The sequence below is a fragment of the Streptomyces sp. NPDC001941 genome (assembly GCF_040296945.1).
GTDB lineage: Bacteria > Actinomycetota > Actinomycetes > Streptomycetales > Streptomycetaceae > Streptomyces.
In genome coordinates, this window is sequence record NZ_JBEOYE010000076.1 from 18,256 (window position 1) to 44,372 (window position 26,117).

Annotated in this window: 17 protein-coding genes and 1 riboswitch; of the genes, 5 read left to right on the plus strand and 12 right to left on the minus strand. The window is 72.4% G+C overall.

Going from position 1 to position 26,117, the window contains the following annotated elements:
• Window positions 1–31: 31 nt before the first annotated feature.
• Window positions 32–2,833 (minus strand): bifunctional acetate--CoA ligase family protein/GNAT family N-acetyltransferase, encoded by a 2,802-nt coding sequence (locus tag ABT160_RS35250; RefSeq protein ID WP_351652054.1) that lies wholly within the window; start codon window positions 2,831–2,833, stop codon window positions 32–34.
• 163 nt (window positions 2,834–2,996) lie between these two features.
• Between ABT160_RS35250 and ABT160_RS35255 the strand changes: the two genes are divergently transcribed.
• Complete coding sequence (locus ABT160_RS35255; protein WP_003981826.1) at window positions 2,997–3,278, plus strand: HPr family phosphocarrier protein; 282 nt, start codon at window positions 2,997–2,999, stop codon at window positions 3,276–3,278.
• A gap of 218 nt (window positions 3,279–3,496) precedes the next feature.
• On the opposite strand, the gene ABT160_RS35260 is transcribed toward ABT160_RS35255, so the two are convergent.
• The 4 genes from ABT160_RS35260 to ABT160_RS35275 form a co-directional block, all read right to left on the minus strand.
• The gene (locus ABT160_RS35260; RefSeq protein ID WP_351652055.1) at window positions 3,497–4,162 is read right to left on the minus strand and encodes a GntR family transcriptional regulator; all 666 of its coding nucleotides are present in this window, start codon (window positions 4,160–4,162) and stop codon (window positions 3,497–3,499) included.
• A gap of 242 nt (window positions 4,163–4,404) precedes the next feature.
• Window positions 4,405–5,175, minus strand: coding sequence for a M23 family metallopeptidase (locus ABT160_RS35265; RefSeq protein WP_351652056.1), 771 nt, complete (start codon window positions 5,173–5,175; stop codon window positions 4,405–4,407).
• Between the two features lie 14 nt (window positions 5,176–5,189).
• A riboswitch (cyclic di-AMP (ydaO/yuaA leader) is annotated at window positions 5,190–5,345 on the minus strand.
• A gap of 218 nt (window positions 5,346–5,563) precedes the next feature.
• The gene (locus ABT160_RS35270) at window positions 5,564–6,931 is read right to left on the minus strand and encodes a M16 family metallopeptidase (RefSeq protein WP_351652068.1); all 1,368 of its coding nucleotides are present in this window, start codon (window positions 6,929–6,931) and stop codon (window positions 5,564–5,566) included.
• A gap of 17 nt (window positions 6,932–6,948) precedes the next feature.
• Complete coding sequence (locus tag ABT160_RS35275; protein WP_351652069.1) at window positions 6,949–8,286, minus strand: M16 family metallopeptidase; 1,338 nt, start codon at window positions 8,284–8,286, stop codon at window positions 6,949–6,951.
• A gap of 228 nt (window positions 8,287–8,514) precedes the next feature.
• On the opposite strand from ABT160_RS35275, the gene ABT160_RS35280 reads away from it, so the two are divergent.
• A complete protein-coding gene (locus ABT160_RS35280) occupies window positions 8,515–10,971 on the plus strand; it encodes a DNA gyrase/topoisomerase IV subunit A (RefSeq protein ID WP_351652057.1) in 2,457 nt (818 codons plus the stop codon).
• 9 nt (window positions 10,972–10,980) lie between these two features.
• On the opposite strand, the gene ABT160_RS35285 is transcribed toward ABT160_RS35280, so the two are convergent.
• Window positions 10,981–12,027 carry a CobW family GTP-binding protein gene (locus tag ABT160_RS35285; protein WP_351652058.1) on the minus strand — a complete coding sequence of 349 codons (1,047 nt, stop codon included), beginning with the start codon at window positions 12,025–12,027 and terminating at the stop codon, window positions 10,981–10,983.
• Between the two features lie 176 nt (window positions 12,028–12,203).
• On the opposite strand from ABT160_RS35285, the gene ABT160_RS35290 reads away from it, so the two are divergent.
• A complete protein-coding gene (locus tag ABT160_RS35290; RefSeq protein WP_351652059.1) occupies window positions 12,204–12,827 on the plus strand; it encodes a DUF6082 family protein in 624 nt (207 codons plus the stop codon).
• Window positions 12,828–12,851: 24 nt separating this feature from the next.
• Here the strand turns inward: ABT160_RS35290 and ABT160_RS35295 are convergent, their stop codons facing one another.
• From ABT160_RS35295 to ABT160_RS35320, 6 genes are all read right to left on the minus strand, one after another.
• Complete coding sequence (locus ABT160_RS35295; protein WP_502984359.1) at window positions 12,852–14,423, minus strand: glycoside hydrolase family 13 protein; 1,572 nt, start codon at window positions 14,421–14,423, stop codon at window positions 12,852–12,854.
• Window positions 14,424–14,573: 150 nt separating this feature from the next.
• Window positions 14,574–15,449, minus strand: coding sequence for a carbohydrate ABC transporter permease (locus ABT160_RS35300; RefSeq protein WP_351652061.1), 876 nt, complete (start codon window positions 15,447–15,449; stop codon window positions 14,574–14,576).
• 14 nt (window positions 15,450–15,463) lie between these two features.
• Complete coding sequence (locus ABT160_RS35305) at window positions 15,464–16,348, minus strand: carbohydrate ABC transporter permease (protein WP_351652062.1); 885 nt, start codon at window positions 16,346–16,348, stop codon at window positions 15,464–15,466.
• A 3-nt stretch (window positions 16,349–16,351) separates the two neighbouring features.
• Entirely contained in the window at window positions 16,352–17,752 is a 1,401-nt protein-coding gene (locus tag ABT160_RS35310; RefSeq protein ID WP_351652063.1) for an extracellular solute-binding protein, read from the minus strand.
• Between the two features lie 236 nt (window positions 17,753–17,988).
• The gene (locus ABT160_RS35315; protein WP_351652064.1) at window positions 17,989–18,996 is read right to left on the minus strand and encodes a LacI family DNA-binding transcriptional regulator; all 1,008 of its coding nucleotides are present in this window, start codon (window positions 18,994–18,996) and stop codon (window positions 17,989–17,991) included.
• Between the two features lie 60 nt (window positions 18,997–19,056).
• Window positions 19,057–23,352 (minus strand): discoidin domain-containing protein, encoded by a 4,296-nt coding sequence (locus ABT160_RS35320; RefSeq protein ID WP_351652065.1) that lies wholly within the window; start codon window positions 23,350–23,352, stop codon window positions 19,057–19,059.
• A 307-nt stretch (window positions 23,353–23,659) separates the two neighbouring features.
• Between ABT160_RS35320 and ABT160_RS35325 the strand changes: the two genes are divergently transcribed.
• Complete coding sequence (locus tag ABT160_RS35325) at window positions 23,660–25,294, plus strand: sensor histidine kinase (RefSeq protein WP_351652066.1); 1,635 nt, start codon at window positions 23,660–23,662, stop codon at window positions 25,292–25,294.
• On the plus strand, window positions 25,291–25,971 hold the full coding sequence (locus ABT160_RS35330) for a response regulator (protein ID WP_351652067.1): 681 nt from the start codon (window positions 25,291–25,293) through the stop codon (window positions 25,969–25,971). Before ABT160_RS35325 ends, ABT160_RS35330 begins: the two co-directional genes overlap by 4 nt.
• The last annotated feature ends 146 nt before the right edge of the window (window positions 25,972–26,117 follow it).

Here is a 26,117-nt window from a genome sequence, read left to right on the forward strand (position 1 = left end):
TGACGGCCGGGTCGGCGGCCGGGCCGGCCGCTCAGTAGCTGGGCAGGCGGCGGGGGCCGAGGTCGGTGCGGGCGTCGCCGGGGCCCGGTGGCTCGGCGAGGCGGACGGTGGCGCCGAGGACGGTCAGCCCGTGCGGGGCGACGACCACCGGCTCCAGGGCCACCGAGACGACCTCGGGGTGGTCGTCGACCAGCCGGGAGACCCTCAGCAGCAGCTCTTCCAGGGCGGCGGTGTCCACGGGCGCGGAGCCGCGCCAGCCGAAGAGCAGCGGGGCGGTCCTGATGGAGCGGATCTGCTCGGCCACGTCGCGGTCGGTGGCGGGGATCAGCCGGTGGGCGGTGTCGCCGAGGAGCTCGGAGGCGGCGCCGGCCAGGCCGAAGGAGAGGACGGCGCCGACGGCCGGGTCGATGGCGGCGCGCACCACGGTGTCCACGCCCCGGGGGGCCATGACCTGGACGACGGGCTGGAGCTCGGCGGGCTTGCCGAGGGTCTCGGTGAGCTCGGCGTAGGCGGTGCGCAGCTGCTGCTCGGTGGCCAGGTCCAGGCGGACGCCGCCGAGGTCGGGGCGGTGGCGCAGGTGGGGTGCGGTGGTCTTGAGGGCGACGGGGTAGCCGAGGCGGTCCGCGGCGCGGACGGCCTCGTCGGGGGTGGGGGCGGGCAGCGCGGGCGGTACGTCGATGCCGTAGCTGCCCAGGAGCGCGCGGGTGGCGTCCGCGTCCGGGGTCCGCTCGCCGCGCAGCTCCCCGATCAGCCGGGCGGCGCGCTCCTCGTCGATGGTGGCGTCCAGTTCCTCGGGCACCCGTCCGGGCTCGCCCGCCCCGCGCCGCCAGCGCGCGTAGCGGACGGCCTCGGCCAGGGCGCGGACGGCGCGCTCGGCGGCGGGGTAGGCGGGGATGCGGGCGGCCGGGGCGCCGGTGGGGGCGGGGGCCGGCTCGGCGGGCCGCGGCTCCGGGGCCGGGTCCGGCTGGGCGCGGCGGGCCGGGGAGGTGCTGGTGGCGGCGGAGAGGGCCTCGGCCAGCGCGCCCATCTCCACGTGCACGACCATCACGGGCTTGGCCGGGTCGGTGGCGGTGGCGGCGCGCAGCGCGTCCGCGAGGGAGTCCATGTCGCCGCCGACGGACGGGATGACGGTGACCACGACCGCGTCGCAGGCGTCGTCGGCCAGGGCGGCGGCCAGGGCGCGGGAGAAGTCGGCGGCGGTGGCCGCGGTGGTCAGGTCCCGGGGCGGCAGCGGGCGCAGCCCCTCGGTGAGGCAGGCGTCGTGGGTGAGCAGGCCCAGGGACTCGGAGTTGCCGAGGATCGCGACCCGGGGCCCGGCGGGCAGCGGCTGTCCGGCGAGCAGCAGGCCCGCGTCGACGAGTTCGGTGACCGTGTCGACGCGGATGACGCCCGCCTGGCGCAGCAGCGCCGAGACGGTGGCGTGCGGCAGCCGGGTGGCGGGGACGACCTGTCCGGGCGGGGCGCTGCCGCTGTGGCGGCCGCCCTTGACCACGACGACGGGCTTGACGGCGGCGGTGCGGCGGGCGAGCCGGGTGAACTTGCGGGGGTTGCCGATGGACTCCAGGTAGAGGAGGACGACGTCGGTGTCCTCGTCCTCGTACCAGTACTGCAGGAGGTCGTTGCCGGAGACGTCGGCGCGGTTGCCGGTCGAGATGAAGGTGGAGAGCCCGGCGCCCCTGCGGTGGAGTCCGGCGAGCAGGGCGATGCCGATCGCGCCCGACTGGGTGAACAGGCCGATGCGGCCGCGCGCGGGCATCTGCGGGGCGAGCGAGGCGTTCAGCCGCACCGCCGGGGAGGTGTCGATCACGCCGAAGGCGTTGGGCCCGATCACCCGCATGCCGTGGCTGCGGGCCTGGCGCACCAGTTCGCGCTGGCGCTCGCGGCCCTCGGCGCCGCTCTCCGCGTACCCGGCGGTGAGCACCACCAGGCCGCGCACCCCGTGCGCGCCGCACTCGGCGACCGCCCGCGGCACCCGTTCGGCGGGGACGGCCAGGACCGCGAGGTCGACCGGCTCGCCGATCGCGGCGACGTCGCGGAAGGCGGGGACCCCGGCGATGTCGGTGCGGCCGGGCTCCAGGGCGCTGTTCACGGCGTAGGTGCGCCCGGTGAAGCCGGCCGCGCCGAGGGCGTCGAGGACCGCGCGGCCGACCCCGCCGGGCTCGCGGCCGGCGCCGATCACGGCGACGGAGGCGGGGGCGAGCAGCCGCTGCACCGAGCGGGCCTCGGCGCGCTGTTCGCGGGCGCGCTGCACGGCGAGCGAGCGGTCGGTGGGCTCCAGGTCGAGCTGGAGGTGGACCGAGCCGTCCTCGAAGCTGCGCTTCTGGGTGTACCCGGCGTCCGTGAAGACCTTGATCATCTTGTTGTTGGCGGGCAGCACCTCGGCGGCGAACCGGCGGATGCCGCGCTCGCGGGCGACGGCCGCGATGTGCTCCAGGAGGGCGGACGCCACTCCCCTGCCCTGGTGGGCGTCCTGCACCAGGAAGGCGACCTCGGCCTCGTCGGCGGGGGCGGCGGCGGGCCGGCCGCGCTCGTCGATGCGGTCGTAGCGCACGGTGGCGACGAACTCCCCGGCGACCGTCATCGCCAGGCCCACCCGGTCGACGTAGTCGTGGTGGGTGAACCGGTGCACGTCCTTGGCGGACAGCCGGGGGTACGGTGCGAAGAAGCGGTAGTACTTCGACTCGTCCGAGACCTGCTCGTAGAAGCTGACCAGCCGGTCGGCGTCGGCGGTGGTGATCGGACGGATGCGGGCGGTGCCCCCGTCGCGGAGCACCACGTCTGCCTCCCAGTGGTCGGGGTACGCGTGTTCCGACTGCTCCGGCGGGCTCTGCATGGGGCCAGCGTACGGCCAGGCCACGAGTCGCGGAGGCCGTCGTGCCGGGGCATGGTGGGACAGGCCGATGGTCGGTGCGATCAGGGCCGAAGGTCGGTGAGGAGCACTCCGCAACGCGTGAGAGACTGGTCTAGACAACCGCTAAGACTTGAAGGGCAACACCATGGCTGAGCGCCGCGTCAACGTCGGCTGGGCCGAGGGCCTGCACGCCCGCCCCGCCTCCATCTTCGTCCGTGCCGCCACGGCCTCCGGCGTTCCGGTCACGATCGCCAAGGCCGACGGCAACCCGGTCAACGCCGCGTCCATGCTCGCGGTGCTCGGCCTGGGTGCGCAGGGCGGCGAGGAGATCGTGCTCGCGTCGGACGCCGAGGGCGCGGACGCCGCCCTGGACCGCCTGGCGAAGCTCGTCGCCGAGGGCCTCGAGGAGCTCCCCGAGACCGTCTGAGTCCCGGGCACCCTCGCAGTACGCACAGGAAGCCGCGGCTTTCCGGATCCACTCCGGCAGGTCGCGGCTTTCTCGTGCGCGAAAATCCTTCTCATGCGCGGAAATCACCGGATGCACGCAGCCTCAGCCGCTTGTACGGGTATCCGCATTCCGGGTGAATAAAGCGCGCCCCACTGGTGGGCCCACTTTAATTCCCCCCTTTGTATACGGCCCCTTTGTTAATGCCGGGCGCTCGCACTGTTTACGGCGTGTTGCGAAGTCCTCACGCGCAGCCGGTGCGCCGGCAGTCCGCGCTCGGCGTGCAGCGCGGTCAGCGAGCGCGCCCGCTCCGCGTCGCCGCGCGCCACCGCGTCCACGATCGCGCCGTGCTCGGCCCAGGTCTCCAGCGGACGGGCCGGCTGCTCGACCACGTACATCCAGGCGATCTTGTGCCGCAGCTGGGTCAGCAGGGAGCTCAGGCCCGGGCTGCCCGCCGCCTGCGCCAGCGTCTCGTGGAACCAGCCGTCCAGCGACCGCAGGTCCTCCCCCTGGCCGCCGCGCGCCCGCGCCTGGCCCAGCCTGACCAGGCCGCGCAGCACCTTGAGGTGGGCCTCGCTGCGGTGCTGGGCGGCCCGGGCGGCGCCCAGCGGCTCCAGGAGCGTACGGATCTCCAGGAGGTCGGCGGCCTCCTGGGCGGTCGGCTCGGCCACGCACGCGCCCGCGTGGCGGCGGGTGGTGACGAAGCCCTCGGACTCCAGGGTGCGCAGCGCCTCGCGGACCGGGACGCGGGAGACCCCGTACCGGCGGGCGAGCTGCTCCTCGGTCAGCCGGCCGCCGCGCTCGAAGGCACCGGACACGATGTCGTCGCGGATCGCCGTGCATACCGAGTGAGCGGGAACGCGCATACAGAGCCTCCGAATTCGTCCACCCCGGCCCGGGGTCGTGACGGCGCCATTGTGCTGCACCGCACTTGTTCGACTCTATGACAGCGGGCCGCGAATTCCGATGGCTCCCGGGAATCGTCCGAATTCTTTTGTCCGCCGCGGAGGTTCACCGGGGCGCACGGGGCGGGGGTCGGCGCGGGAAGCGCACGAGGCCCCCGCCGGGTCGGCGGGGGCCTCGTGGGAGGTGCTGCGGGGCGTGCGGCTCAGACGCCGACGCCGTGCGCGCGCAGGTAGGCGATCGGGTCCATGTCGGAGCCGTACCCCTCGCCCGAGCGGGCCTCGAAGTGCAGGTGCGGGCCGGTGGTGTTGCCGGTGTTGCCCGAGAGGGCTATCTGCTGGCCCGGCTCCACCGTCTGGCCCACCGACACGCCGATGGAGGACAGGTGGCCGTACTGGGTGTACGTGCCGTCGTTCATGCGGATGACGACGTTGTTGCCGTACGCCCCGCCCCAGCCCGCCTCGACGACGGTGCCCAGGCCGACCGCGTGCACCGGGGTGCCGCTGGCCGCGTGGAAGTCGATGCCGGTGTGGCTGCCGGAGGACCAGATGGAGCCACCGGTCTTGTAGCCGGTGGAGACGTAGCTGCCGGAGATGGGCGCCACGAAGCTGTTCAGGCGCTTGCGCTCGGCCTCGCGGGCGGCGCGCTCCTTGGCCTCGCGGGCGGCCTTGGCGCGGGCCTCGGCCTTGCGCTTGGCCTCCGCCTCGGCCTTGGCCCTGGCGAGGGCCTGGGCGGCCTCCTGCTCCTGGGCCTCGGCCTGCGCGTTGATGCGGTCGGCGAGGGACTCGGCGACGACGGCCGCGTTCAGTCCGGTCTGCTCGACCGAGGGGGCTTCCCCGTCGGCGGCGAGCGCCGGGGAGGCGAGGGTGCCGATGACGCCGGTGGTGGCGATGGTCGCGATCGAGGCGACGCCGGCGCTGCGGCGCGCCAGACGGCTCGGACCACGGTGCTTCCCGGTGGCACGGGTGAACGCCATGTAGGAGCTGTTTCCTTTCCTTCCTTCTCGCCTACCGGGTTAGCTGACGGGTTCGGAGCAGGAAGGTCTCCTACGGTCGCCCCTCGCAGGGCGTCCGATTCACCCCAGGGACTGAGTGGGTCCCCGGCTCCCCAGGCTCGCGCCTGACGGGGACTCGGCGATGACTGCCCGCGCTGCCGCGGGTGCGGCGGGGACGGCTCACGGACAGTTCCAACGGTCCAGAACGCTAAGCGTCTCCTCTTTCAATCACCAAACAGACACGACGTTTTGTAGCGCACGCCACAGGACGGACAGGCAACCTCACCAACAAACCGGACATAAGGGAGGACCCCCGGCGAAACGCTCACGCCGGGGTCCTCCGCGGGCCGTCCGCCCTGATGACAGGCCGTCAGCCGGTGACCACCGTCACCTCGCCGATGCCCAGCGCCCGCACCGGCTCCGCGATCTGCGCCGCGTCCCCGACCAGCACCGTGACGAGCCGGTCCACCGGGAAGGCGCTGACGACGGCCGCCGTCGCCTCCACGGTCCCCGTCTCCGCGAGACGGGCGTACAGCTGCGCCTGGAAGTCGTCGGGCAGGTGCTGCTCCACCTGGTCCGCCAGGGTCGCCGCGACCGACGCCGCCGTCTCGTACTTCAGCGGGGCGACGCCCACCAGGTTCTGCACCGCCACGTCCCGCTCGGCGTCGGTCAGGCCTCCCTCCGCCAGCGTCCGCAGCACCTGCCACAGGTCCGCCAGCGCCGGGCCCGTGTTGGGCGTGTCCACCGAGCCGCTGATCGCGAGCAGGGAGGCGCCCGCGCCGTCCGGGCCCGAGCGCAGCACCTGGCCGAAGGCCCGCACCCCGTAGGTGTAGCCCTTCTCCTCGCGCAGCACCCGGTCCAGACGGGACGTCAGGGTGCCGCCCAGGCAGTACGTGCCGAGCACCTGGGCCGGCCACACCCGGTCGTGCCGGTCGGCGCCCACGCGGCCGATCAGCAGCTGCGTCTGCACGGCCCCGGGGCGGTCCACCACGACCACCCGGCCCCGGTCGTCGGCGGTGACCGCCGGGACCGGCCGGGACGCGCCCGGGTCGCCCGTCCAGGCGCCCAGCGTGTCGGCGAGCAGCGCGTCCAGGTCGACCCCGGTCAGGTCGCCGACCACCACCGCGGTCGCCGTGGCGGGGCGCACGTGCGCCTCGTAGAAGGCGCGCACCGCCGCGGAGTCGATCCGGGCGACGGTCTCCTCGGTGCCCTGGCGCGGCCGGGACATCCGCGAGTCCGCCGGGAACAGCTCCTTCGACAGCTGCTTGGCGGCCCGGCGCGCCGGGTTGGCGCTCTCGTGCGGGATCTCGTCCAGGCGGTTGCCCACCAGGCGCTCCACCTCGCCGTCGGAGAACGCGGGCGCCCGCAGCGCCTCCGCGAGCAGCCCCAGCGCCTTGGCGAGCCGGGAGACCGGCACCTCCAGCGAGACCCGCACGCCCGGGTGGTCCGCGTGCGCGTCGAGCGTGGCGCCGCAGCGCTCCAGCTCGGCGGCGAACTCCTCGGCGCTGTGTTTGTCGGTGCCCTCGGACAGGGCGCGCGCCATCAGCGTGGCCACGCCGTCCAGGCCCTCGGGCTCGGCCTCCAGCGGGGCGGCCAGGAACACCTCGACGGCCACCACCTGCTGGCCCGGGCGGTGGCAGCGCAGCAGCGTCAGGCCGTTGTCCAGGCGGCCGCGCTCGGGCGCGGGAAAGGCCCAGGGCCTGGCGGTGCCCGCCTCGGGCCGGGGGTGGAACTCCATCGTCACGACCGCGTCCGTCACTGGTCCGCCTCTTCCTCTGCGTCGTCGCCCGCGTCCTCGGCGACCGGTTCGTACACGAGCACCGCGCGGTTGTCGGGGCGCAGCCGGGCCCGGGCGACGTCGCGCACCTCCTCGGCGGTGACGTCCAGGACGCGGTCGACCGCGGTCAGCGCCAGCTGGGGGTCGCCGAACAGCACGGCGAACCGGCACAGTTCGTCGGCGCGGCCCGCGACCGTGCCGAGCCGGTCCAGCCACTCGCGCTCCAGCTGGGCCTGGGCGCGCTCCATCTCCTCGGCCGTCGGGCCCTCCTCGGCGAACCGGGCGAGCTCCTCGTCGACCGCGCTCTCGATGCGCGGGACCTCCACGCCGCCGGAGGTCTTGACGTCCAGCCAGCCCAGCGAGGGGGCGCCGGCCAGGCGCAGCATGCCGAAGCCCGCGGCGACGGCGGTGCGGTCGCGCCGCACCAGCCGGTTGTGCAGCCGGGAGGACTCGCCGCCGCCGAGCACGGTCAGCGCCAGGTCGGCCGCGTCGCACGCGCGCGTGCCGTCGTGCGGCAGCCGGTAGGCGGCCATCAGCGCGCGGGCCGGGACCTCCTCCTCGACCACCTCGCGCAGCTCGCCGCCGAGGGTGTCGGGCAGCGAGCCGTCGCGCGGGGCGGGCTTGCCGTCGTGGCCGGGGATGGAGCCGAAGTACCTCTCCACCCAGGCCAGGGTCTGCGCGGGGTCGATGTCGCCGACCACGGAGAGCACCGCGTTGTTGGGCGCGTAGTACGTGCGGAAGAAGGCGCGGGCGTCCTCCAGGGTCGCCGCGTCCAGGTCCGCCATCGAGCCGATCGGCGTGTGGTGGTAGGGGTGGCCCTCGGGGTAGGCCAGCGCGGTCAGGCGCTCGAACGCGGTGCCGTAGGGCACGTTGTCGTACCGCTGGCGGCGCTCGTTCTTGACGACGTCGCGCTGGTTCTCCATCGACTCGTCGTCCAGCGCGGCCAGCAGCGAGCCCATCCGGTCCGCCTCCAGCCAGAGCGCGAGCTCCAGCTGGTGGGCGGGCATGGTCTCGAAGTAGTTGGTGCGCTCGAAGCTGGTGGTGCCGTTGAGCGAGCCGCCGGCGCCCTGCACCAGTTCGAAGTGCCCGTTGCCGTGCACCTGCTGCGAGCCCTGGAACATCAGGTGCTCGAAGAGGTGGGCGAGGCCGGTGCGGCCGGCGACCTCGTGGCGCGAGCCCACGTCGTACCAGAGGCACACCGCCGCGACCGGGGTCAGGTGGTCCTCGGAGAGCACCACGCGCAGGCCGTTGGCCAGGCGGTGCTCGGTCGCTGTCAGGCCGCCGGAGCCGGCCTGCCCTGTGGCCGTGTGACCCATGGGCATGTACGTCCCTTCGCTCGCGATACTGCTCGTCGGTGGAGTCCTCGGATGAGGCCCTGCCACTGTATGCAAGCGTGCTGACGGTCGGCGAAGTTCCCGCGCTCTTGCGGGTCGGGCGGTGCCCGAGCCCGGGTCGCGGTCGGCGTTGTCAGTACGACGGGCCACAATGGTCCGCGTCAGTCAGCAACAGTTACTCGCACTTGTTGGTAAGGAGCCGCAGCCGCGATGGCCCGCCGCAGCACGAAGACCGCGCCGCCCGACGACTTCGAGGAGAAGATCCTCGACATCGACGTCGTCGACGAAATGCAGGGCTCCTTCCTCGAGTACGCGTACTCGGTGATCTACTCCCGGGCCCTGCCGGACGCGCGCGACGGCATGAAGCCCGTCCAGCGCCGCATCGTCTACCAGATGAACGAGATGGGCCTGCGCCCCGACCGGGGGTACGTCAAGTGCGCCCGCGTCGTCGGCGAGGTGATGGGCAAGCTGCACCCGCACGGCGACGCCTCCATCTACGACGCCATGGTCCGTCTGGCCCAGCCGTTCTCCATGCGGGTGCCGCTGGTCGACGGACACGGCAACTTCGGCTCCCTGGGCAACGACGACCCGCCGGCCGCCATGCGGTACACCGAGAGCCGGATGGCGGACGCGGCGAGCCTGCTGACGGACTCCATCGACGAGGACACCGTCGACTTCACCCCGAACTACGACGGCCAGGAGCGGGAGCCGGTCGCCCTGCCGGCGGCCTTCCCCAACCTGCTGGTCAACGGCTCCTCCGGGATCGCGGTCGGCATGGCCACCAACATGCCGCCGCACAACCTGGGCGAGGTCATCGCGGCCGCCCGCCACCTGATCCGGCACCCGGGCGCGGACCTGGAGGCGCTGATGCGCTTCGTGCCGGGTCCCGACCTGCCGACCGGCGGCCGGATCGTCGGCCTGTCCGGCATCAAGGACGCGTACGCGACCGGGCGCGGCACCTTCAAGATCCGGGCCACCACCAGCGTGGAGACCGTGACGGCGCGCCGCAAGGGCATCGTCGTCACCGAGCTGCCGTTCTCGGTCGGCCCCGAGAAGGTCATCGCCAAGATCAAGGACCTGGTCGGCGCCAAGAAGCTCCAGGGCATCGCGGACGTCAAGGACCTGACCGACCGCGCGCACGGGCTGCGCCTGGTCATCGAGGTGAAGAACGGCTTCATCCCCGAGGCCGTCCTGGAGCAGCTGTACAAGCTCACGCCGATGGAGGAGTCCTTCGGCATCAACAACGTCGCGCTGGTGGACGGCCAGCCGCTGACGCTGGGCCTCAAGGAGCTGCTGGAGGTCTACCTCGACCATCGCTTCGACGTGGTGCGCCGGCGCAGCGAGTTCCGCCGCACCAAGAAGCGCGACCGGCTGCACCTGGTCGAGGGCCTGCTCGTCGCGCTGCTCGACATCGACGAGGTCATCCGGCTGATCCGGTCCAGTGAGAACTCGGCCCAGGCCAAGGAGCGCCTGATCGAGCACTTCTCGCTGAGCGAGGTGCAGACGCAGTACATCCTGGACACCCCGCTGCGCCGGCTGACCAAGTTCGACCGCATCGAGCTGGAGGGCGAGCGCGACAAGCTCAACGGCGAGATCGACGAGCTGACCGGCATCCTGGATTCGGACGCCGAGCTGCGCAAGCTGGTCTCGGGCGAACTGGCCGCGGTGGCGAAGAAGTTCGGCACCGAGCGGCGCACGGTGCTGCTGGAGTCGGCGGGCACGCCGGTGGCGGCGGCCGCCCTGGAGGTCGCGGACGACCCGTGCCGGGTGCTGCTGTCCTCCACGGGCCTGCTGGCGCGCACGGTCAACGGCGAGCTGCCGCCGGCCGAGGAGGACGCCCGGCGCGCCAAGCACGACGTGATCGTCTCGGCGGTCCCGGCGACCCAGCGCGGCGACGTGGGCGCGGTGACGTCCACCGGACGGCTGCTGCGGGTCGCGGTGATCGACCTGCCGCAGCTCCCGGACACGGCGGGGGCGCCCAACCTGTCGGGCGGCGCGCCGCTGTCGGAGTTCCTGACGCTGGAGAAGGACGAGACGGTGGTGTGCCTGACCACCCTGGACGAGTCCTCTCCGGGCCTGGCGATCGGCACGCTGCAGGGCGTGGTGAAGCGGGTGGTCCCGGACTACCCGTCGAACAAGGACGAGCTGGAGGTCATCGGCCTCAAGGACGGCGACCGGGTCGTCGGCGCCGCGGAGCTGCGCACGGGCGAGGAGGACCTGGTCTTCATCACCTCCGACGCGCAGCTGCTGCGCTACCCGGCCTCGCAGGTGCGCCCGCAGGGGCGCCCGGCGGGCGGCATGGCGGGCGTCAAGCTGGCCGACGGCGCGGAGGTGATCTCCTTCACGGCGGTGGATCCGGCGGTGGAGGCCGTGGTGTTCACCATCGCCGGCACCCGCGACACCCTGGACGGCGCGGTGCAGACGTCGGCGAAGCTGACGCCGTTCGACCAGTACCCGCGCAAGGGCCGGGCCACCGGGGGCGTGCGCTGCCAGCGGTTCCTGAAGGGCGAGGACGTGCTGATGCTGGCCTGGGCGGGCGCCGTCCCGGCGCGCGCGGCACAGGCCAACGGCACCCCGTCGGAGCTGCCGGAGCCGGACCCGCGCCGCGACGGCTCGGGCACCCCGCTGGCGAAGCCGGTGGCGGTGCTCGCGGGCCCGGCCTCGTAGCAACCGCCCCTACTCGGCCTCTTCGAGGTCCTCGTCCCGCGGTACGTAGCGCAGGACGCCCCACATCGCGTGCGCGTCCGGGGCGTCCTGCGGGCCGGCCGTGCGGCAGCCCTCCAGGGCCTTGCCGAGGGCGTCCCCGTCGGTGCCCGAGCCGATCAGGACGAGCCGGGTGAGCCGCTCCTCGTCCTCGGGCCAGGGCTGGGGGTGGAAGCGCAGGAAGCGGCCGACCGCGTGCACCGCGTAGCGGTTGGCGGGGTCGGCCGCGCCGAAGTCGACGAAGCCCTTGATCCGGTAGAGCCCCTCGGGGCGGGAGTCCAGGAACTCCATGAGCCGGCGCGGGTGCAGGGGCGCGTCGGCGGTGAAGGACACCGTCTCGTAGGCGGCGTGCGGATGGGCGTGGTGCTCGTCCTCGCGCAGGTCGTCGAAGGAGAGCTGGCCGTCGATCTGGCCCTCGCCGCGGGCGGCCCGGTCGAAGAGCAGCTCGGGGTCGACGCGGCCGTGGGCGGCGTCGACGACGGCGGCGCGCGGGGCGAGCCCGGCGACGGCCGCGTGCACCCGGTCGCGCTCGTCGGCGGTGACCCGGTCGGCCTTGTTGACGACCACCAGGTCGGCCATGGCCAGGTGCCGGTCGGTCTCGGGGTGGCGGGCCCGCACCGCGTCGAACTCGGCGGCGTCGACGACCTCGACCAGACCCCCGTACACGGTCCGCGGGCTCTCGCTGGCCAGCACCATCCGGACCAGCTCCTGGGGTTCGGCGAGCCCGCTGGCCTCGATGACGATGACGTCGAGGCGGGCCTCGGGCCGGGTGAGCTTCTCCAGGTAGGCGTCCAGCTCGCCGGCGTCCACCGCGCAGCACAGGCAGCCGTTGCCGAGCGAGACGGTCGAGCCGACCTGTCCCGCGACGGTCATGGCGTCGATCTCGATGGACCCGAAGTCGTTGACCATCACCCCGATCCGCGTCCCGCGCGCGCTGCGCAGCAGGTGGTTGAGCAGGGTCGTCTTGCCGGCCCCCAGGAATCCGGCGAGGACGACGACGGGGATCTGCGGGGTGCTCACGGGGAATGCCTCTCTCGTTCTGCTCGTGCGGACCGCCGGGCGGACCCGCCCCAGGATAGGGCGGCGCCGGGGTGGCCGGATTCGCACTGGTGACGTACCCGGGATAGGCGGCGGCGCGCGGGGCAGTAACTGGGGGCCCGGCGGCGCACGCGATGCCGGGAGAGAGGTGGCACGGCATGGTGCGGCACAAAGGCGGAAGACGGCGGTCGGCGTCCGCGCTCCCGGGTACGGCGGCCCTGTTCCCCGCGCTCGTCGGTGCGGCCGTGACGCTCGTGCTGTGGGCGGCGCTCTCGCCGGGGTTCGACGCCTCGGCGGCCGCGGCGGTGCTGTCCGCGCTGGCCGTGGCGCTGCTGGTGGCCGACCGGGCGGCGCCGGGCCCGGGGCCGGAAGCCGGGGAGGAGCGGCTGGCGCGCCAGTTGGACCTGGCCCACCTCTCGCGCCAGCACCTGGCGCTGATGGCCAGGGCGATGGAGGACCCGGACCTGGCCGCGGTGCTCGACACGTACGACGTGGACGTGCCCGTCGTACGGCAGAAGCAGTTCCTGTACGCGAACGCCCTGTACGCCAACGCGGTGCAGGCCTACCTGACGGATTCCGCCACCCTGGAGGAGCTGCTGCCGCACCTGCGGCTGATGTGCCGCAACCAGATCTTCCGCGACTACTGGAAGACGACCGGGGCCCAGCGGGCGACGCTCCTGGAGACGTCCCGGGAGGCGCGGCTCGGCCGTGAGGTGGACCGGATCGTGGACGAGCTGCTGGGACAGACGGGAGGGCGCGTCATCGAGCGCAGGCCCCGATGACGCGCCCCACCGGCCGCGGGCCCCTCACACCCGCAGCCAGACCCCCGTGTCCGAGGGGAGCAGACCGTCCCGCAGCCCGCCGCTCGCGAGGAGCACCTCGCGGTGCCCGGGCAGCTCGACCGGCTCGCGGCCCAGGTTGACCACGCAGACCAGTCCGCCGGGGCGGGTGAAGGCCAGCACCTCCGAGGCGCTCGGGAGCCAGCCGAACTCCCCGTCGCCGAAGCCCGGTTCGGTACGCCGCAGGCGCAGGGCCGCGCGGTAGAGGCTGAGCATCGAGCCCGGGTCGCGCTCCTGGGCGGAGGCGGCGTAGGCCGGCCAGTCGGGCGGCTGCGGCAGCCAGGACTCGGCGGCGGGCGGCTCGGGGTCCCAGGGCAGCGGCACCCGGCAGCCGTCGCGGCCCGGGTCGGTGCCGCCGGAGCGGAAGTGCATCGGGTCCTCGATGCGGTCGCGCGGGATCTCCACCTCGGGCAGGCCCAGTTCCTCGCCCTGGTAGACGTAGACGGCGCCGGGCAGGGCGAGCGAGAGCAGGGCCGCCGCGCGCGCCCTGCGGGTGCCCAGGGCCAGGTCGGTGGGGGTGCCGAAGACCTTGGCGGCGAACTCGAAGCCGGTCTCCTCGCGTCCGTAGCGGGTGACCGTGCGGGTGACGTCGTGGTTGCACAGCACCCAGGTCGCCGGGGCGCCGACCGGGGCGTGCTCGGCGAGCGTCTCGTCGATGGAGGCCCGCAGCAGCGCCGCGTCCCAGGGGCAGGACAGGAAGCTGAAGTTGAACGCGGTGTGCAGCTCGTCGGGGCGCAGGTAGCGGGCGAACCGCTCGGAGTCCGGCAGCCACACCTCCCCCACGAAGACCCCGTCGTACTCGTCGGCGACCCGCCGCCAGGAGCGGTAGATGTCGTGCAGTTCGTCGCGGTCGACGTACGGGTGCGGGTCGCGGCCCTCGACGAAGTCGGGCAGTGCGGGGTCCTTGGCGAGCAGCGCCGCGGAGTCGATGCGCACCCCCGCGACCCCGCGCTCGAACCAGAAGCGCAGGACGTCCTCGTGCTCCTGGCGCACCGCGGGGTGCGCCCAGTTGAGGTCGGGCTGCTGGGGCGCGAAGAGGTGGAGGTACCACTGGCCGTCGGGCAGCCGGGTCCAGGCGGTGCCGCCGAACTCGCCCTCCCAGTCGTTGGGCGGCAGTTCGCCGTGCTCGCCGCGGCCCTCCTTGAAGTGGAACAGCTCCCGTTCGGGGCTGCCGGGCCCGGCGGCGAGCGCGGCCCGGAACCAGGGGTGCTGGTCGGAGACGTGGTTGGGGACGATGTCGACGATGGTGCGGATGCCGAGCGCGCGGGCCTCGGCGATCAGCTTCTCGGCCTCGGCGAGGGTGCCGAAGGCGGGGTCGATGGTGCGGTAGTCGGCGACGTCGTACCCGCCGTCGGCGAGCGGCGACAGGTACCAGGGCGTGAACCAGAGTGCTTCCACGCCGAGTTCGGCGAGGTAGGACAGCTTGGCGCGGACGCCCGCGAGATCGCCGGTGCCGTCCCCGTCCGCGTCGGCGAAGCTGCGTACGTACACCTGGTAGATGGCGGCGGAGCGCCACCAGTCCGTAGCGGGCACGTGCATCCTTTCCACAGGGAGGCGGGGCCGCGCGGGCCCAGCGGGCAGAGGGGTGGTGGGTGGGTGGCCCCCGCGGGCCCGGTGTTCAGGGAGGTCCGGGCGCCGCGGGGTGGTGGGTGGGGCTCGGCCCCGCCGGGGCCGCCGTCGTGCGGCGGCTCAGCCCTTGAGGCTGCCGGCGGTGAGGCCGCCCATGATGTTGCGCTGGAAGAGCAGGAAGATCAGCAGCGTCGGCACGCAGGCCATGGCGAGCGCCGCGATCAGCACGTTCTCCGGCACGCCCATCGAGAGCGAGTAGATGCCCACGTTGAGGGTCTGCTTGTTCGGGTCGGGCAGCGTCAGCATCGGCCAGAGGAAGTCCTTCCAGACCCCGACCACCGCGAAGATCGACACGACGCCGAGGACCGGCCGCGAGATGGGCAGGACCACCGACCACAGGGTGCGCATCGGGGAGGCCCCGTCGACCGAGGCGGCGTCGAGGAGTTCCCGCGGGATCGAGTCGAAGAACCGCTTGAGCAGGAAGATGTTGAACGCGTTGGTGACCGACGGCAGCCAGATCGCCCAGGGCGAGTTGAGCAGGTTGCGCTGGAAGATCGGCACGTCGAGCACGGTGAGGTACTGCGGGACGACCAGGACGGTCGCCGGGATCATCAGGGTGGCGAGCATCATGCCGAGGATCGCCTTGCCGAAGACGGGGCGCAGCTTGGACAGCGAGTACGCGGCCGCCACGTCGAGCACCAGCTGGAAGGCGAGCGCGCCGAACGCGTAGTACAGGGTGTTGAACAGCAGCCGCGCCAGGTCCATCACCTCCCAGGCGCGGGAGTAGTTCTCCGGCTGCAGCGTGTGCGGCACCAGGGTGGGCGGCGTCTGGACCGCCTCCTGCGTGGTCTTCAGCCCGTTGGTGACCAGCCAGTACAGCGGGCCGAGGAAGGCGAGCGTGAAGACGACGGCGACCAGGGCGAGGACGGTCCAGTACAGGACCCGGCCGCGCGGCCGGGCGAGCGCGGCCGGCGATATCAGGGTGCGGGTGCTCATGGTGTGTCCCCCGGTCACTCGTCCTCGGCGCGGCTGAGCTTCACGTACACCGCCGAGAAACCGGCGAGCAGTACGAGGAGCAGCAGACCGAGCGCGGCCGCGGCGCCGTAGTTGTTGAAGTTGAACGCGTACTGGTAGATCAGGTAGACGACGGTGGTGGTGGAGCCCTCGGGGCCCGCGCCGCCGGTGAGCAGGAACGGCTCGGTGAAGACCTGCATGGTGGCGATGATCTGCATCAGCAGCATCAGCGAGAGCACCAGGCGGGTCTGCGGGACCGTGACGTGCCAGATCTTCCGCCACAGTCCCGCGCCGTCGAGGTCCGCCGCCTCGTACAGCTCGCCCGGGATGGTCTGCAGGGCCGCCAGGTAGATCAGGGTGGCCCCGCCCATGTTCATCCAGGTCGCCGCCACCACCACGCAGAGCATCGCGATGTCCGGGTCCTGCAGCCACTGCTGTGCGGGCAGGTGGAAGAAGTCCAGCACCTCGTTGAACAGGCCGTAGCCCGGGTCGTAGAAGTACTTGAACAGCAGGACCGAGGCGACCGGCGGGAGCATGACGGGCAGGTAGACCAGCATCCGCAGGTACCCGTTGAGGTGGCGCAGCTCGTTGAGCACGAGCGCCACCAGGAACGGGACCACGAAGCCGAGGACCAGGGCCAGGCCGGTGAACAGCAGGGTGTTGCGCCAGGCCTGGCCGAACGCCGGGTCGTTGAAGACGGTCCTGAGGTTGTCCAGGCCGACCCAGTTGGTCTTCCCGCCCTCGGCCTTCTGGAAGGCGAGCAGGACCTCCCGGACCATGGGGTACCAGGAGAAGAACGCGAAGCAGAGGACCGCGCCGATCAGGAAGCCGTGCGCCGTGAGGTTGCGGCGCAGGGCGCGAGGATACGTGGTGGACGACATCGGCTACTGGTTCGCCAGGACCTGGTTGACCTGCGACTCGGCGGTGGCGAGCAGCTTGTCGACGTCGGCGTTCTTGTTGGTGAGCAGTCCGGACATCACGTTGTCGAGGACCTTGTAGACCTCCTGCGCCTTCGGCGGCTCGGCCTTGCCCTTGACCGGGTTGTCCATGAAGGCCTTGAAGTTCTGGACCGGCATGGTGGCGTTGGCGGCGCGGGCGGCGTCGTCGGTGGTCTTGGAGGCGTTCAGCCAGAAGTTGGGCTGCGGGACGCCGACGGGGAGCTGGTCGGTCTTGGTGCGGGCCCAGTCGAACTGGCCCTTGCCGACGGTGAGGTTCTTGTAGTTGAGCCAGGCGATGCCCGCCTTGATCTTGTCGGCGGAGATGCCCTTCTTGATCATGTAGTTGTTGCCGCCGGCCAGGGTGTTGGAGCCGCCGGGGATCGGCCCCATGCCGAAGTTCTCGTACTTGGCGCCGAGTTGCTGGACCATGTACGCGATGTCGTCGGGCGCGGCGAGGAACATGCCCAGCTTGTCGGAGGCTATCTGCTTCTGCAGGTCGCCCCACTTGAGCAGCTGGGTCTGGCCCATGCTGTTGTCCTCCCAGCGCATCGCGTGGAGGTTGGCCGCGACTTCCTTGCCGATGTCGTTGTTGAACGCGGCCTTCTTGCCGCTGGCGTCCACGATGTCGCCGCCCAGGCCGTACATGGTGGCGGTGAAGTGCCAGCCGCCGGTGTTGCCCGCGCTGTACTCGCCGTACCCGGCGACGCCCTTGCCCAGGCCCGCGATCTTCTTGGCGGCGGCGCGCACCTCTTCCCAGGTGCGCGGCGGGGCGTCGGGGTCGAGGCCGGCGTCCTTGAAGAGCTTGCGGTTGATCAGCAGGCCCATGGTGTAGTTGCTGGTGGGCAGGCCGTAGAGCTTGCCGTCCTTCTTGAGCTGGGCCAGGACGTCGGGGTCGATGTCCTTGAGCAGCGGGACGGACTTGTCGTTGACGTACGCGGTGATGTCCGCGGCGCCGTCGTTGTCGAGCACCTGCGGCAGGTCGGTGAAGTACGTGTAGAACACGTCCGGCTGCGACTTGGCCTTGAGCATCGCGGTGAACCGCGGCGGCTCCAGGCACTGGCCGGGGGTCGAGCGGCCCTCGACGGTGACGTTGGGGTAGGTCTCGTTGAACTTCTTGACGTCCTCCTTCCACTGGCGCAGCTCGGCGGCCTTGGCCGCGGGCGGCATGCAGTCGATGGTGATCGTCACCTTGGTCTTCGGGTCCAGGGGCGCGGCCGGGTCGGAGGAGCCGCTGCCGCCGCCCTCGTCGTCGTTGCCGCTGCTGCTCGTGCCGCAGGCCGCCAGGGCGGTGAGCGTGAGCGCGGTGACGGTGGCGAGGGCGGCGTGGCGGAACCGGACACTTCTCATTGGTGGTCCCCTTCGGGCATGAGCGTGGGAGGCCCCTGGCTGGCGCGCTGCGGGGCGCCGCACACTCAACCACCGCCAACAGATGTCCGCAATATCTCGCGCTGATTTCGTAAAAGATTGACAGCTCGTTGCCGTACGCAACGTGAACGCGTCGGCCCGCCCGCACGGACCCGACAAGCACGAAGGGGTACGGTGCCCACCGGGCCCGTACCCCTCCTGTGCCGCCCCGCGCCAAGTCAGCGCGGCGGCTGGGCCGTTGACCCCCGTACCACCAGCTCCGGCTCGAACAGCAGCTCACCGGGCGGCACCGAGCCGCCCTGGATCTGGGCGCACAGCAGCTCCACCGCGGCCCGGCCCATCGCCTCGATGGGCTGGCGCACGGTGGTCAGCGGGGGCTCGGTGCAGTTCATGAAGGCCGAGTCGTCGAAGCCGACGACGGAGACGTCCTCGGGCACGCCGAGGCCGCGGCGGCGCGCGGCCCGCACCGCGCCCAGGGCGAGCGGGTCGCTCGCGCAAATGATGCCGGTGATCCCCTTCTCCAGCAGGCGCGTGGTCGCCGCCTGCCCGCCTTCCAGGGAGAACATCGAGCGCTCCACATCGGCCTCGGTCAGCTGCCGCCCGGCCGACTTCGCGATCGCGTGGGCGGCGGTGAGCTTGCGCCTGGAGGGCATGTGGTCCTCGGGGCCGAGCACCAGGCCGATCCGCTCGTGCCCGAGCGAGCTGAGGTGGCGCCAGGCCTGCTCCACCGCCACGGTGTCGTCGCACGCGATGCAGGGGAAGTCCATGTTGGCGATGGAGGCGTTGATCAGCACCACCGGGATCTTGCGCTCGGCGAGCCTGCGGTAGTGGTCGTGCGGGGCGTCCGCCTGCGCGAACAGGCCGCCGGCGAAGACCACGCCGGAGACCTGCTGCTGGAGCAGCAGGTCGACGTAGTCCGCCTCGGAGACACCGCCCTTGGTCTGGGTGCACAGCACCGGGGTGAGGCCCTGCTGGGCCAGCGCACCGCCGATCACCTCGGCGAAGGCCGGGAAGATCGGGTTCTGCAGCTCGGGCAGCACCAGGCCGACCAGCCGGGCGCGCTCGCCGCGCAGCTGGGTGGGGCGCTCGTAGCCGAGGACGTCGAGGGCCGTGAGGACCGCCTGCCGGGTGGCCTCGGAGACTCCCGGTTTGCCGTTGAGCACCCGGCTGACCGTGGCCTCGCTGACCCCCACCTTCTTCGCCACCTGAGCAAGTCGTCGCGTCATGAGCGCAAGACTAGCGCAAGCCGCGCAAGCGGCTTGCGCCAGTCTTCGGCCACTGTTGCGCTAGTTCACGTTGATCTTGAAGGTGGACGTGGTGTTCTTGATGTCCTGGGCGTTGTCGGCGAACCGCAGCCCGTTGATGGTCACTTCGCCCACCGCGGGACCCTGCCCCGGCTCGGGCTGCTCGTTGGCCCAGATGCCGAAGCCGGACTTGGCGTCGAAGGCGTCACCGCTCTTGTGCGCCCCGCTGACGGACACGTTGCTCAGGATGCTGTCCGTGATCGGGTTGAGCGGCGTGGAGCCGTTGTACTTCGTCTGGAACATGATTCCGGAGTACGTGGGCTCGGTGATGTCCAGACCGTTGATCCGCACCGAGCGGTACGCGTACTCCCCGGAGAACATCCACAGCGCCGGGAACGTCTGGTTGCCCCAGAAGTGCCCGCCGGAGCGTTCGAGCGAGATGTTCTCGAAGGTGGACAGCGAGGTGCCGAAGCCCAGCGCGGGGATCGAGCCGAACTGCAGCGTGGCGATGGTCAGCCCCGGATAGGTGAGGGTGTCGGCCACGTAGGCGTTGCGCACGCTGGTGCCGCTGCCGCCGTAGATCGCGATGCCCGCCGCCCGCCAGGTGAGCAGGGAGGTGATGTTCTCGAAGGTGTTGTTCACCTCGTCCGCGTTGACGATGTCCACCGCGGGGAAGAGCGCGAACGCGTCGTCGCCCGTGGTGCGCGCCTCCACGTTGGAGACCACGTTGTCGCTGCTGCCGTTGGTGAAGTTGATCCCGTCCGCGTACAGGTCGCGGATCCGGGTGTTCCTGATCGTGATCTTGTCGGTGTCGGTCCCCCAGAAGAGGCACATCATGTGCTCGGCCCACACGTTGTCGATGGTCACGTCGGAGACCTTCGACAGGTTGAAGACCTTGCCCGGGCCGTCGTTGCGCGAGGTGTAGTTGCCGAAGAAGCCGAAGCCGCCGAACGAGGATCCCGCCGCGCTGGCCTGCACGTCGAACCCGGCGTCCGTGTTCTCCTGCTCCGCCGGCGTCTGGAAGCGGCTGAACCAGGGGCCCGCGCCGACGACCTTCACCGCCTTGCCGTACACCTGGAACTTGTTGGCGGTGGCGTACGTGCCCGCGGGCAGGTAGACGCCCACCAGCTTGCCGGTGGTGTCCATCCGCACCTTGTCCAGGGCGTTCTGCACGTCCTGCTGGGCGAATCCGGCCGGCACGGCGTACGCCGCGGGGTCCGGGTTCGCGACGGCCGTCACCTGCTCCAGGTTGACGAAGTCGATCGCGTACTGGGAGGTGTTGGCGGTGTCCTTCTGCAGCCGGACCTTGGAACCGGCCGGCACGGTCGCGCCGAGCATCACGTTGGCCTCGTCGTAGATGTGGCGCGCGGGGCCGGATCCGGGCGAGTTGTTCGGGCTCGCCTCGGCGCCGTACTGCCACATGTAGCGGGAGGTCAGGTCGATCGCCTTGCGGAAGGTGCCGTCCACGTAGACGTTGAGCGTGGCGCTGGTGCCGCCGCCGCCCGGCGCGTCCGGGATGGAGAAGCGGGTCACCAGGGTGTTGGTGTCCGCCCGGGTGGTGAACTCCACGTAGGAACCGGTGGAGTTGAGCGTCACCGCGCGCCGCCCGGAGGCCTCGCCCGCGAGGTCGCCGATGGTCCGGTTGGGCCCGATCTTCTGCGCCCCGCCGCCGACCGCGCCGTCCTCGGCCTCGTAGCTGTCGTACGGCATGTTGGCGCCGCGGCCCACGAACAGCGGCCGGGTGCTGGTGTTGTTGGCCCGCTTGACCGGCAGCTCGTTGGCGTCGTCGGCGAGGACCGTCTTGACCGTGTACGAGCCGTTGGCGGCCGCCCAGGTGCCCAGGTTGACCGGGGACCCGGTCGCCCCGGCCGCGAGCGCCCCGGAGTAGGAGCCGGTCAGCGTCTTGACGACCGTCCCCTTGCTGTCGGTGAGCGTCAGCGTGATGCCGTGGCTGCCGCCCGCCGAGGCGATGGTGCCCTGGTTCTTCGGCGTCACCGAGAAGGTGACGGTGTTGCCCGCCGCCGGGGCGCTGGGCGTCCAGCCGACCGAGGCGGCGACCAGGTCGGAGCTGTCGACCGGCTTGACCACCAGCGAAGTGGGGCTGGTGTAGGTGTTGTTGGTCTCGTTCTGCTCGATGACCGCGTTCGCCTCGTCGGCGACCGCGCTCAGCTGGTACGTCCCCGCGTCACGCGCCCCGATCGAGGCGCTGACCGTGGTCTGCGCCCCGGCCGCGAGCGCCGGCACGGACGCCGAGGCGACCTTCGTGCCGTTCAGGCGCAGCGCCACGCTGCTGGCGGCGGCCGCGGCCGGGCCGCTGTTGCGCACCACGGCGCTCAGCGTGACCGGGTCGGACTCCACCGGGGCCGCGGGGCTCGCGGTGACCGAGGTGACCTCCAGGTCGGGGTTGGGCGCGGCCACCCCGATGACCTGGAACTCCGCGAGCTGTCCGGCCGAGGAGCCGGTGTTGGAGGTGAACTTCAGCTGCACGTCCGCCACCCGCGCGTCCACCGGCACGGTCACCGAGTTCTGCGAGGACGGAGTGAAGGCGTAGTCCTTGGCGGACACCAGCGAGGTGTAGCCCGAGGCGCTCTGCTCGCGGCCGAGCACCTGGATGTTCTGGGTGCGCGCGCCCCAGGAGGAGTCCGGGTTGAGCTTGAGGACCAGGCTGCTGACGTCGGCGTTGGACCCCAGCTTCACGGTGAGCGTGTTGGGGTAGCTGCCCGCCGCGCCCTCCCAGTAGGTGGTGAGGCTGTTGTCGTTGGCGTTCTCCGCGACGAAGGTGTGGATCACGGAGGAGGCGGTGATGGGCTTGCCGACCGCGAGGTTGGAGCCGGTGCCGCCGCTGCCGTTGCGGGTGACGGTGTTGGAGTCGCCGGACCGGTTCCCGGCGGCGTCCTTGGCCCGTACGACGTACGAGACGGTCGCGCTCGCGGGCTGGCTGTCGGTGTACGTGGTGACGTTGCCCGCCACGGTCTGGCGCAGCACGTTGTTGGCGTACACCTCGTAGCCCGTGACGCCCACGTTGTCCGTGGACGCGGTCCAGGTCAGCTTGATCTGGCCGGAGGCGGGCTCGGTGTAGGCCAGGTTCGCCGGGGTGGTCGGCGCCTGGGTGTCGCCCGAGTCGCCCTTGCGGGTCACGGTGTTGGAGTTGGCCGACTGGTTCCCGGCGGCGTCCTTGGCCCGTACGTAGTACGCCACGGTCGCGCTCGCGGGCTGGGTGTCGGTGTACGTGGTGACGTTGCCCGCCACGCTGGTGCGCAGGTCCCCGTTGGCGTACACGTCGTAGCCGGTGACGCCGGTGTTGTCGGTGGACGCGTCCCAGGTGAGCTTGATCTGGCCGGTGGCCGGCTCGGTGTAGGCCAGGTTGGCGGGGGCGGTGGGCGCCTGGGTGTCACCGCCGGCGGGCCCGTAGACCTCCAGCTCGGAGAGCTGTCCGGCGGGCTGCGCGGTGTTGGCGGTGATCAGCACCCGTACGTACCGGGTGGTGAGCGTGTCCAGGGCGAGCGTCACCGAGTTGGAGTTCGCCGCGTTGAACGCGTACCCCTGGGAGGCGGTCAGGTCGGTGAAGTCCGTACCGTTCGCGCTGCCCTGGAGCTTGAGGGTCTGGGTGCGCGCGCCCCAGCCGTCGGGCAGCCGCAGCACGACCCGGTCCACCCGCAGCGAGGCGCCGAGGTCGACCTGGATCCACTGGGGCAGCGCGCTGTTGCGGCTCTCCCAGTAGGTCGCCTTGCTGCCGTCGTTGGCGTTGGCCGCGGCGTAGACCTCGGTGTGGCTGGACTCGCTCATCGTCTTGCCGCGCGCGAGGTTGTCCGACGACGTCCCGGCGCCGTGCACCTCGAGCTCGGAGAGCTGGGCGGCGGCCCAGCCGCTGTTCGCGGTGATCTGGACGCGGACGAAGCGGGTCAGCGCGGCGGGGAAGCCGACGGTGACCGTGTTGCCCGTGCCCGGCGCGAAGGTGTACGCGGCGGCGGCCTTCAGCGTCGTGAAGGAGGTGCCGTCGGCGCTGCCCTGCACCGCCACCGTCTGGGAGCGGCTCTCCCAGGCGCTCGGCAGCTTCAGGACGACCTCGTCCACCCGGGTGCTCGCGCCGAGGTCAGCCTGCACCCACTGCGGCAGTGCGCCCGAACTCTCCCAGTACGTACCCTGGTTGCCGTCCGTCACGTTGCGCGCCTGGTACTCGGCGTTCGCGCTGCTCGCGGCCGCGGCCTTGCCCGCGGCGAGGTTGGGACCACCGGAGCTCTCCGCCCCGGAGGCGGCGAGCGAGGGCAGTCCCAGCATCAGCAGACCGGTCGTCACCGCGGCGGTCAGCGCCCGCCATCTCCAGCGTTGCCTTCTCATTCGTCCCCGATCCTGACTGTCGATACGACGTGAGGCACCGCACCCCGGGACCGGCACCACGGAACGACCGGGCACAGGCTTTTGTGCGTGCGGTGGCTGGTTCTTTTGCGTTGTGCGGTCAGAGAGTTGCAGGCAAGTGCCCGAACGTCCACCGTTCCAACCGGACGGAATTTCTCGGTCCGAGCCCCTCAGGGCCCGCTCCTTTCCCCTCTCCCACGCCGTACCAGCCGCTTTCACCCGGGCTTCCAGGAATCCGCAAACCGACCGCAAGCAATGCAAGCGAATTGCGCTGTTACCGTTCATGGCTATGCACCCACCGACCGACTCCCCGCGACGGCGGCGGATCGGCTGGCCCCGGCGGGTCTTCGCGCAGGTCCTCCTGATGCAGCTGGCCGTCGCCACCGGCGTCACCGTCCTCGCCACCGGCCTCTTCCTGGCCCCCCTCAGCGCCCAGCTCGACGACCAGGCGATGCGCCGCGCCCTCGCCATCGCCGAGACCACCGCCTCCCCCGCCGTGGCCCGGGCCCTGGCCGCCTCCGCGCCCACCGCCGACGGACCGGTGCAGGGCGAGGCCGAGCGCATCCGCCGGGAGACGGGCGCCGAGTACGTGGTGGTGATGGACCGCTACGGGGTGCGCTGGTCACACACCGACCCCGGCAAGATCGGCGGAACGGTCTCCACCGACCCCGGCGACGCGCTCGCGGGCCACGACGTGATGGAGATCGACAGCGGCACCCTGGGCCGCTCCGCGCGCGGCAAGGTTCCCCTGCGCGACGCCCGCGGCGCAGTCGTCGGCGCGGTCTCGGTCGGCATCGAGTACGACAGCGTGCGCGACCGGCTGCTCGCCGCGATCCCCGGGCTCCTGAAGTACGCGGGCGGCGCCCTGGCCGCCGGGGCGCTGGCGGCCTACCTGATCTCCCGCCGGGTCCAGCGGCAGACCCGCGACCTGGCCTTCTCCGACATCTCCGGGCTGCTCGCGGAGCGCGAGGCGATGCTCCACGGCATCCGCGAGGGCGTCGTCGCCCTCGACGGCGCGGGCCGCGTCCGGCTCCTCAACGACGAGGCCCAGCGCCTCCTGGACGTCGGCCCCGAGGCCCTGGGCCGCCCGCTGGACGAGGTCCTGGGCGCCGGCCGCACCGCCGACGTGCTGACCGGCCGGGCCGCCGGCGAGGACCTGGTCACCGTGCGCGGCCCCCGGGTGCTCATCGCCAACCGCATGCCCACCGACGACGGGGGCGCCGTGGCCACCCTGCGCGACCGCACCAAACTGGAGAGCCTGGGCCGCGAGCTGGACTCCACCCGCGGCCTGATCGACGCGCTGCGCGCCCAGGACCACGAGCACGCCAACCGGCTGCACACCGTGCTCGGACTGCTGGAGCTGGAGCTGCACGAGGAGGCGGTCGCGTTCGTCACCGAGGTGGTGGGCGTGCACCGGGCCACCGCCGAGCAGGTCACCGAGAAGATCCACGACCCGCTGCTCGCCGCGCTCCTGGTGGGCAAGGCCACGGTGGCCGCCGAGCGCGGCGTGGCGCTGGTCCTGGCCCCGGACACACTGCTCCCCGACCGGCTGGTCGAGCCGCGCGAACTGGTGACGGTCGTGGGCAACCTGGTCGACAACGCCCTGGACGCGGCGGCCGGTTCACCCGGCGCCCGGGTCGAGGTCGCCCTGCGCGCCGAGGGCCGCACCGCCCTGCTCCGGGTCAGCGACAGCGGCCCCGGGGTGCCGACCGGGCAGCGCGAGGCGGTCTTCACCGAGGGCTGGAGCACCAAGGAGCCGCCCGCGCACGGCAAGCGCGGCCTGGGCCTCGCCCTGGTGCGCACCCTCGCCGAGCGCCAGGGCGGCAGCGCGCGGGTGGGCGAGGCGGCGGACGGCGGCGCGGAGTTCACCGTCGTCCTGCCCGAGGCCCTCACCGACACGGACACCGCGCGGGTGACCCGGTGATCGGCGTGCTGGTGGTGGACGACGACGTCCGGGTCGCCACGATCAACGCCGCGTACGTCACCCGGGTCCCCGGCTTCCAGGTGCTCGGCACGGCCCACACGGCCGCCGCGGCACTCACCCTGGCCACCGAACTGCCCGTCGACCTGGTCCTGCTCGACCACTACCTTCCCGACGACCAAGGGCTTTCGGTCGTACGGGAGTTGAGGCGTCGGGGCCACCAGGCGGACGTGATCATGGTGACGGCCGCCCGGGACGTGGCCACCGTGCAGGCGGCGATGCGCCAGGGCGCCCTGCAGTACCTGGTCAAGCCGTTCACCTTCGCCGGACTGCGCGCCAAGCTGGAGGCGTACGCCCGGCTGCGGCGCACCCTGGAGGTCGGCGGCGAGGCCGAACAGGCCGAGGTGGACCGGATGTTCGGCGCGCTCTCCGCCACCCCGGCGGCCCCGGACCTCCCCAAGGGCCACTCCCCCACGACGGCCGAACTCGTCCGCCAGGTCCTGCTCGCGGCCGACACCCCGCTGTCCACCCAGGAGATCGCCACCCGCGCGGGCGTGAGCCGCCAGACGGCCCAGCGCTACCTGAAACTCCTGGAACGCACGTCCCGGGTCACCCTCACCCTCCGCTACGGCGAAACAGGCCGCCCGGAACACCAGTACAGGTGGTCCCGGGGAACGTGAACACCTGAGCACCTGAGCACCTGACCGAGCCCGCCCCTTCCGGGACCCCGGCCTCCCCCCCAGATGTGGCCCCCCACCAACCCCCCCACGTAGACCCCCGGCGGCGGGGTGTGACGGGGGGGGATGACGGGGGCGCCGCGGCCCCC

What these genes read in the sequence shown, in the direction of transcription:
- ABT160_RS35250 (WP_351652054.1), bottom strand. Translation starts at nt 2,833, where the DNA reads ATGCAGAGCCCGCCGGAGCAGTCGGAACACGCGTACCCCGACCACTGG.
- ABT160_RS35255 (WP_003981826.1), top strand. Translation starts at nt 2,997, where the DNA reads ATGGCTGAGCGCCGCGTCAACGTCGGCTGGGCCGAGGGCCTGCACGCC.
- ABT160_RS35260 (WP_351652055.1), bottom strand. Translation starts at nt 4,162, where the DNA reads ATGCGCGTTCCCGCTCACTCGGTATGCACGGCGATCCGCGACGACATC.
- ABT160_RS35265 (WP_351652056.1), bottom strand. Translation starts at nt 5,175, where the DNA reads ATGGCGTTCACCCGTGCCACCGGGAAGCACCGTGGTCCGAGCCGTCTG.
- ABT160_RS35270 (WP_351652068.1), bottom strand. Translation starts at nt 6,931, where the DNA reads ATGGAGTTCCACCCCCGGCCCGAGGCGGGCACCGCCAGGCCCTGGGCC.
- ABT160_RS35275 (WP_351652069.1), bottom strand. Translation starts at nt 8,286, where the DNA reads ATGGGTCACACGGCCACAGGGCAGGCCGGCTCCGGCGGCCTGACAGCG.
- ABT160_RS35280 (WP_351652057.1), top strand. Translation starts at nt 8,515, where the DNA reads ATGGCCCGCCGCAGCACGAAGACCGCGCCGCCCGACGACTTCGAGGAG.
- ABT160_RS35290 (WP_351652059.1), top strand. Translation starts at nt 12,204, where the DNA reads ATGGTGCGGCACAAAGGCGGAAGACGGCGGTCGGCGTCCGCGCTCCCG.
- ABT160_RS35295 (WP_502984359.1), bottom strand. Translation starts at nt 14,423, where the DNA reads ATGCACGTGCCCGCTACGGACTGGTGGCGCTCCGCCGCCATCTACCAG.
- ABT160_RS35300 (WP_351652061.1), bottom strand. Translation starts at nt 15,449, where the DNA reads ATGAGCACCCGCACCCTGATATCGCCGGCCGCGCTCGCCCGGCCGCGC.
- ABT160_RS35305 (WP_351652062.1), bottom strand. Translation starts at nt 16,348, where the DNA reads ATGTCGTCCACCACGTATCCTCGCGCCCTGCGCCGCAACCTCACGGCG.
- ABT160_RS35310 (WP_351652063.1), bottom strand. Translation starts at nt 17,752, where the DNA reads ATGAGAAGTGTCCGGTTCCGCCACGCCGCCCTCGCCACCGTCACCGCG.
- ABT160_RS35315 (WP_351652064.1), bottom strand. Translation starts at nt 18,996, where the DNA reads ATGACGCGACGACTTGCTCAGGTGGCGAAGAAGGTGGGGGTCAGCGAG.
- ABT160_RS35320 (WP_351652065.1), bottom strand. Translation starts at nt 23,352, where the DNA reads ATGAGAAGGCAACGCTGGAGATGGCGGGCGCTGACCGCCGCGGTGACG.
- ABT160_RS35325 (WP_351652066.1), top strand. Translation starts at nt 23,660, where the DNA reads ATGCACCCACCGACCGACTCCCCGCGACGGCGGCGGATCGGCTGGCCC.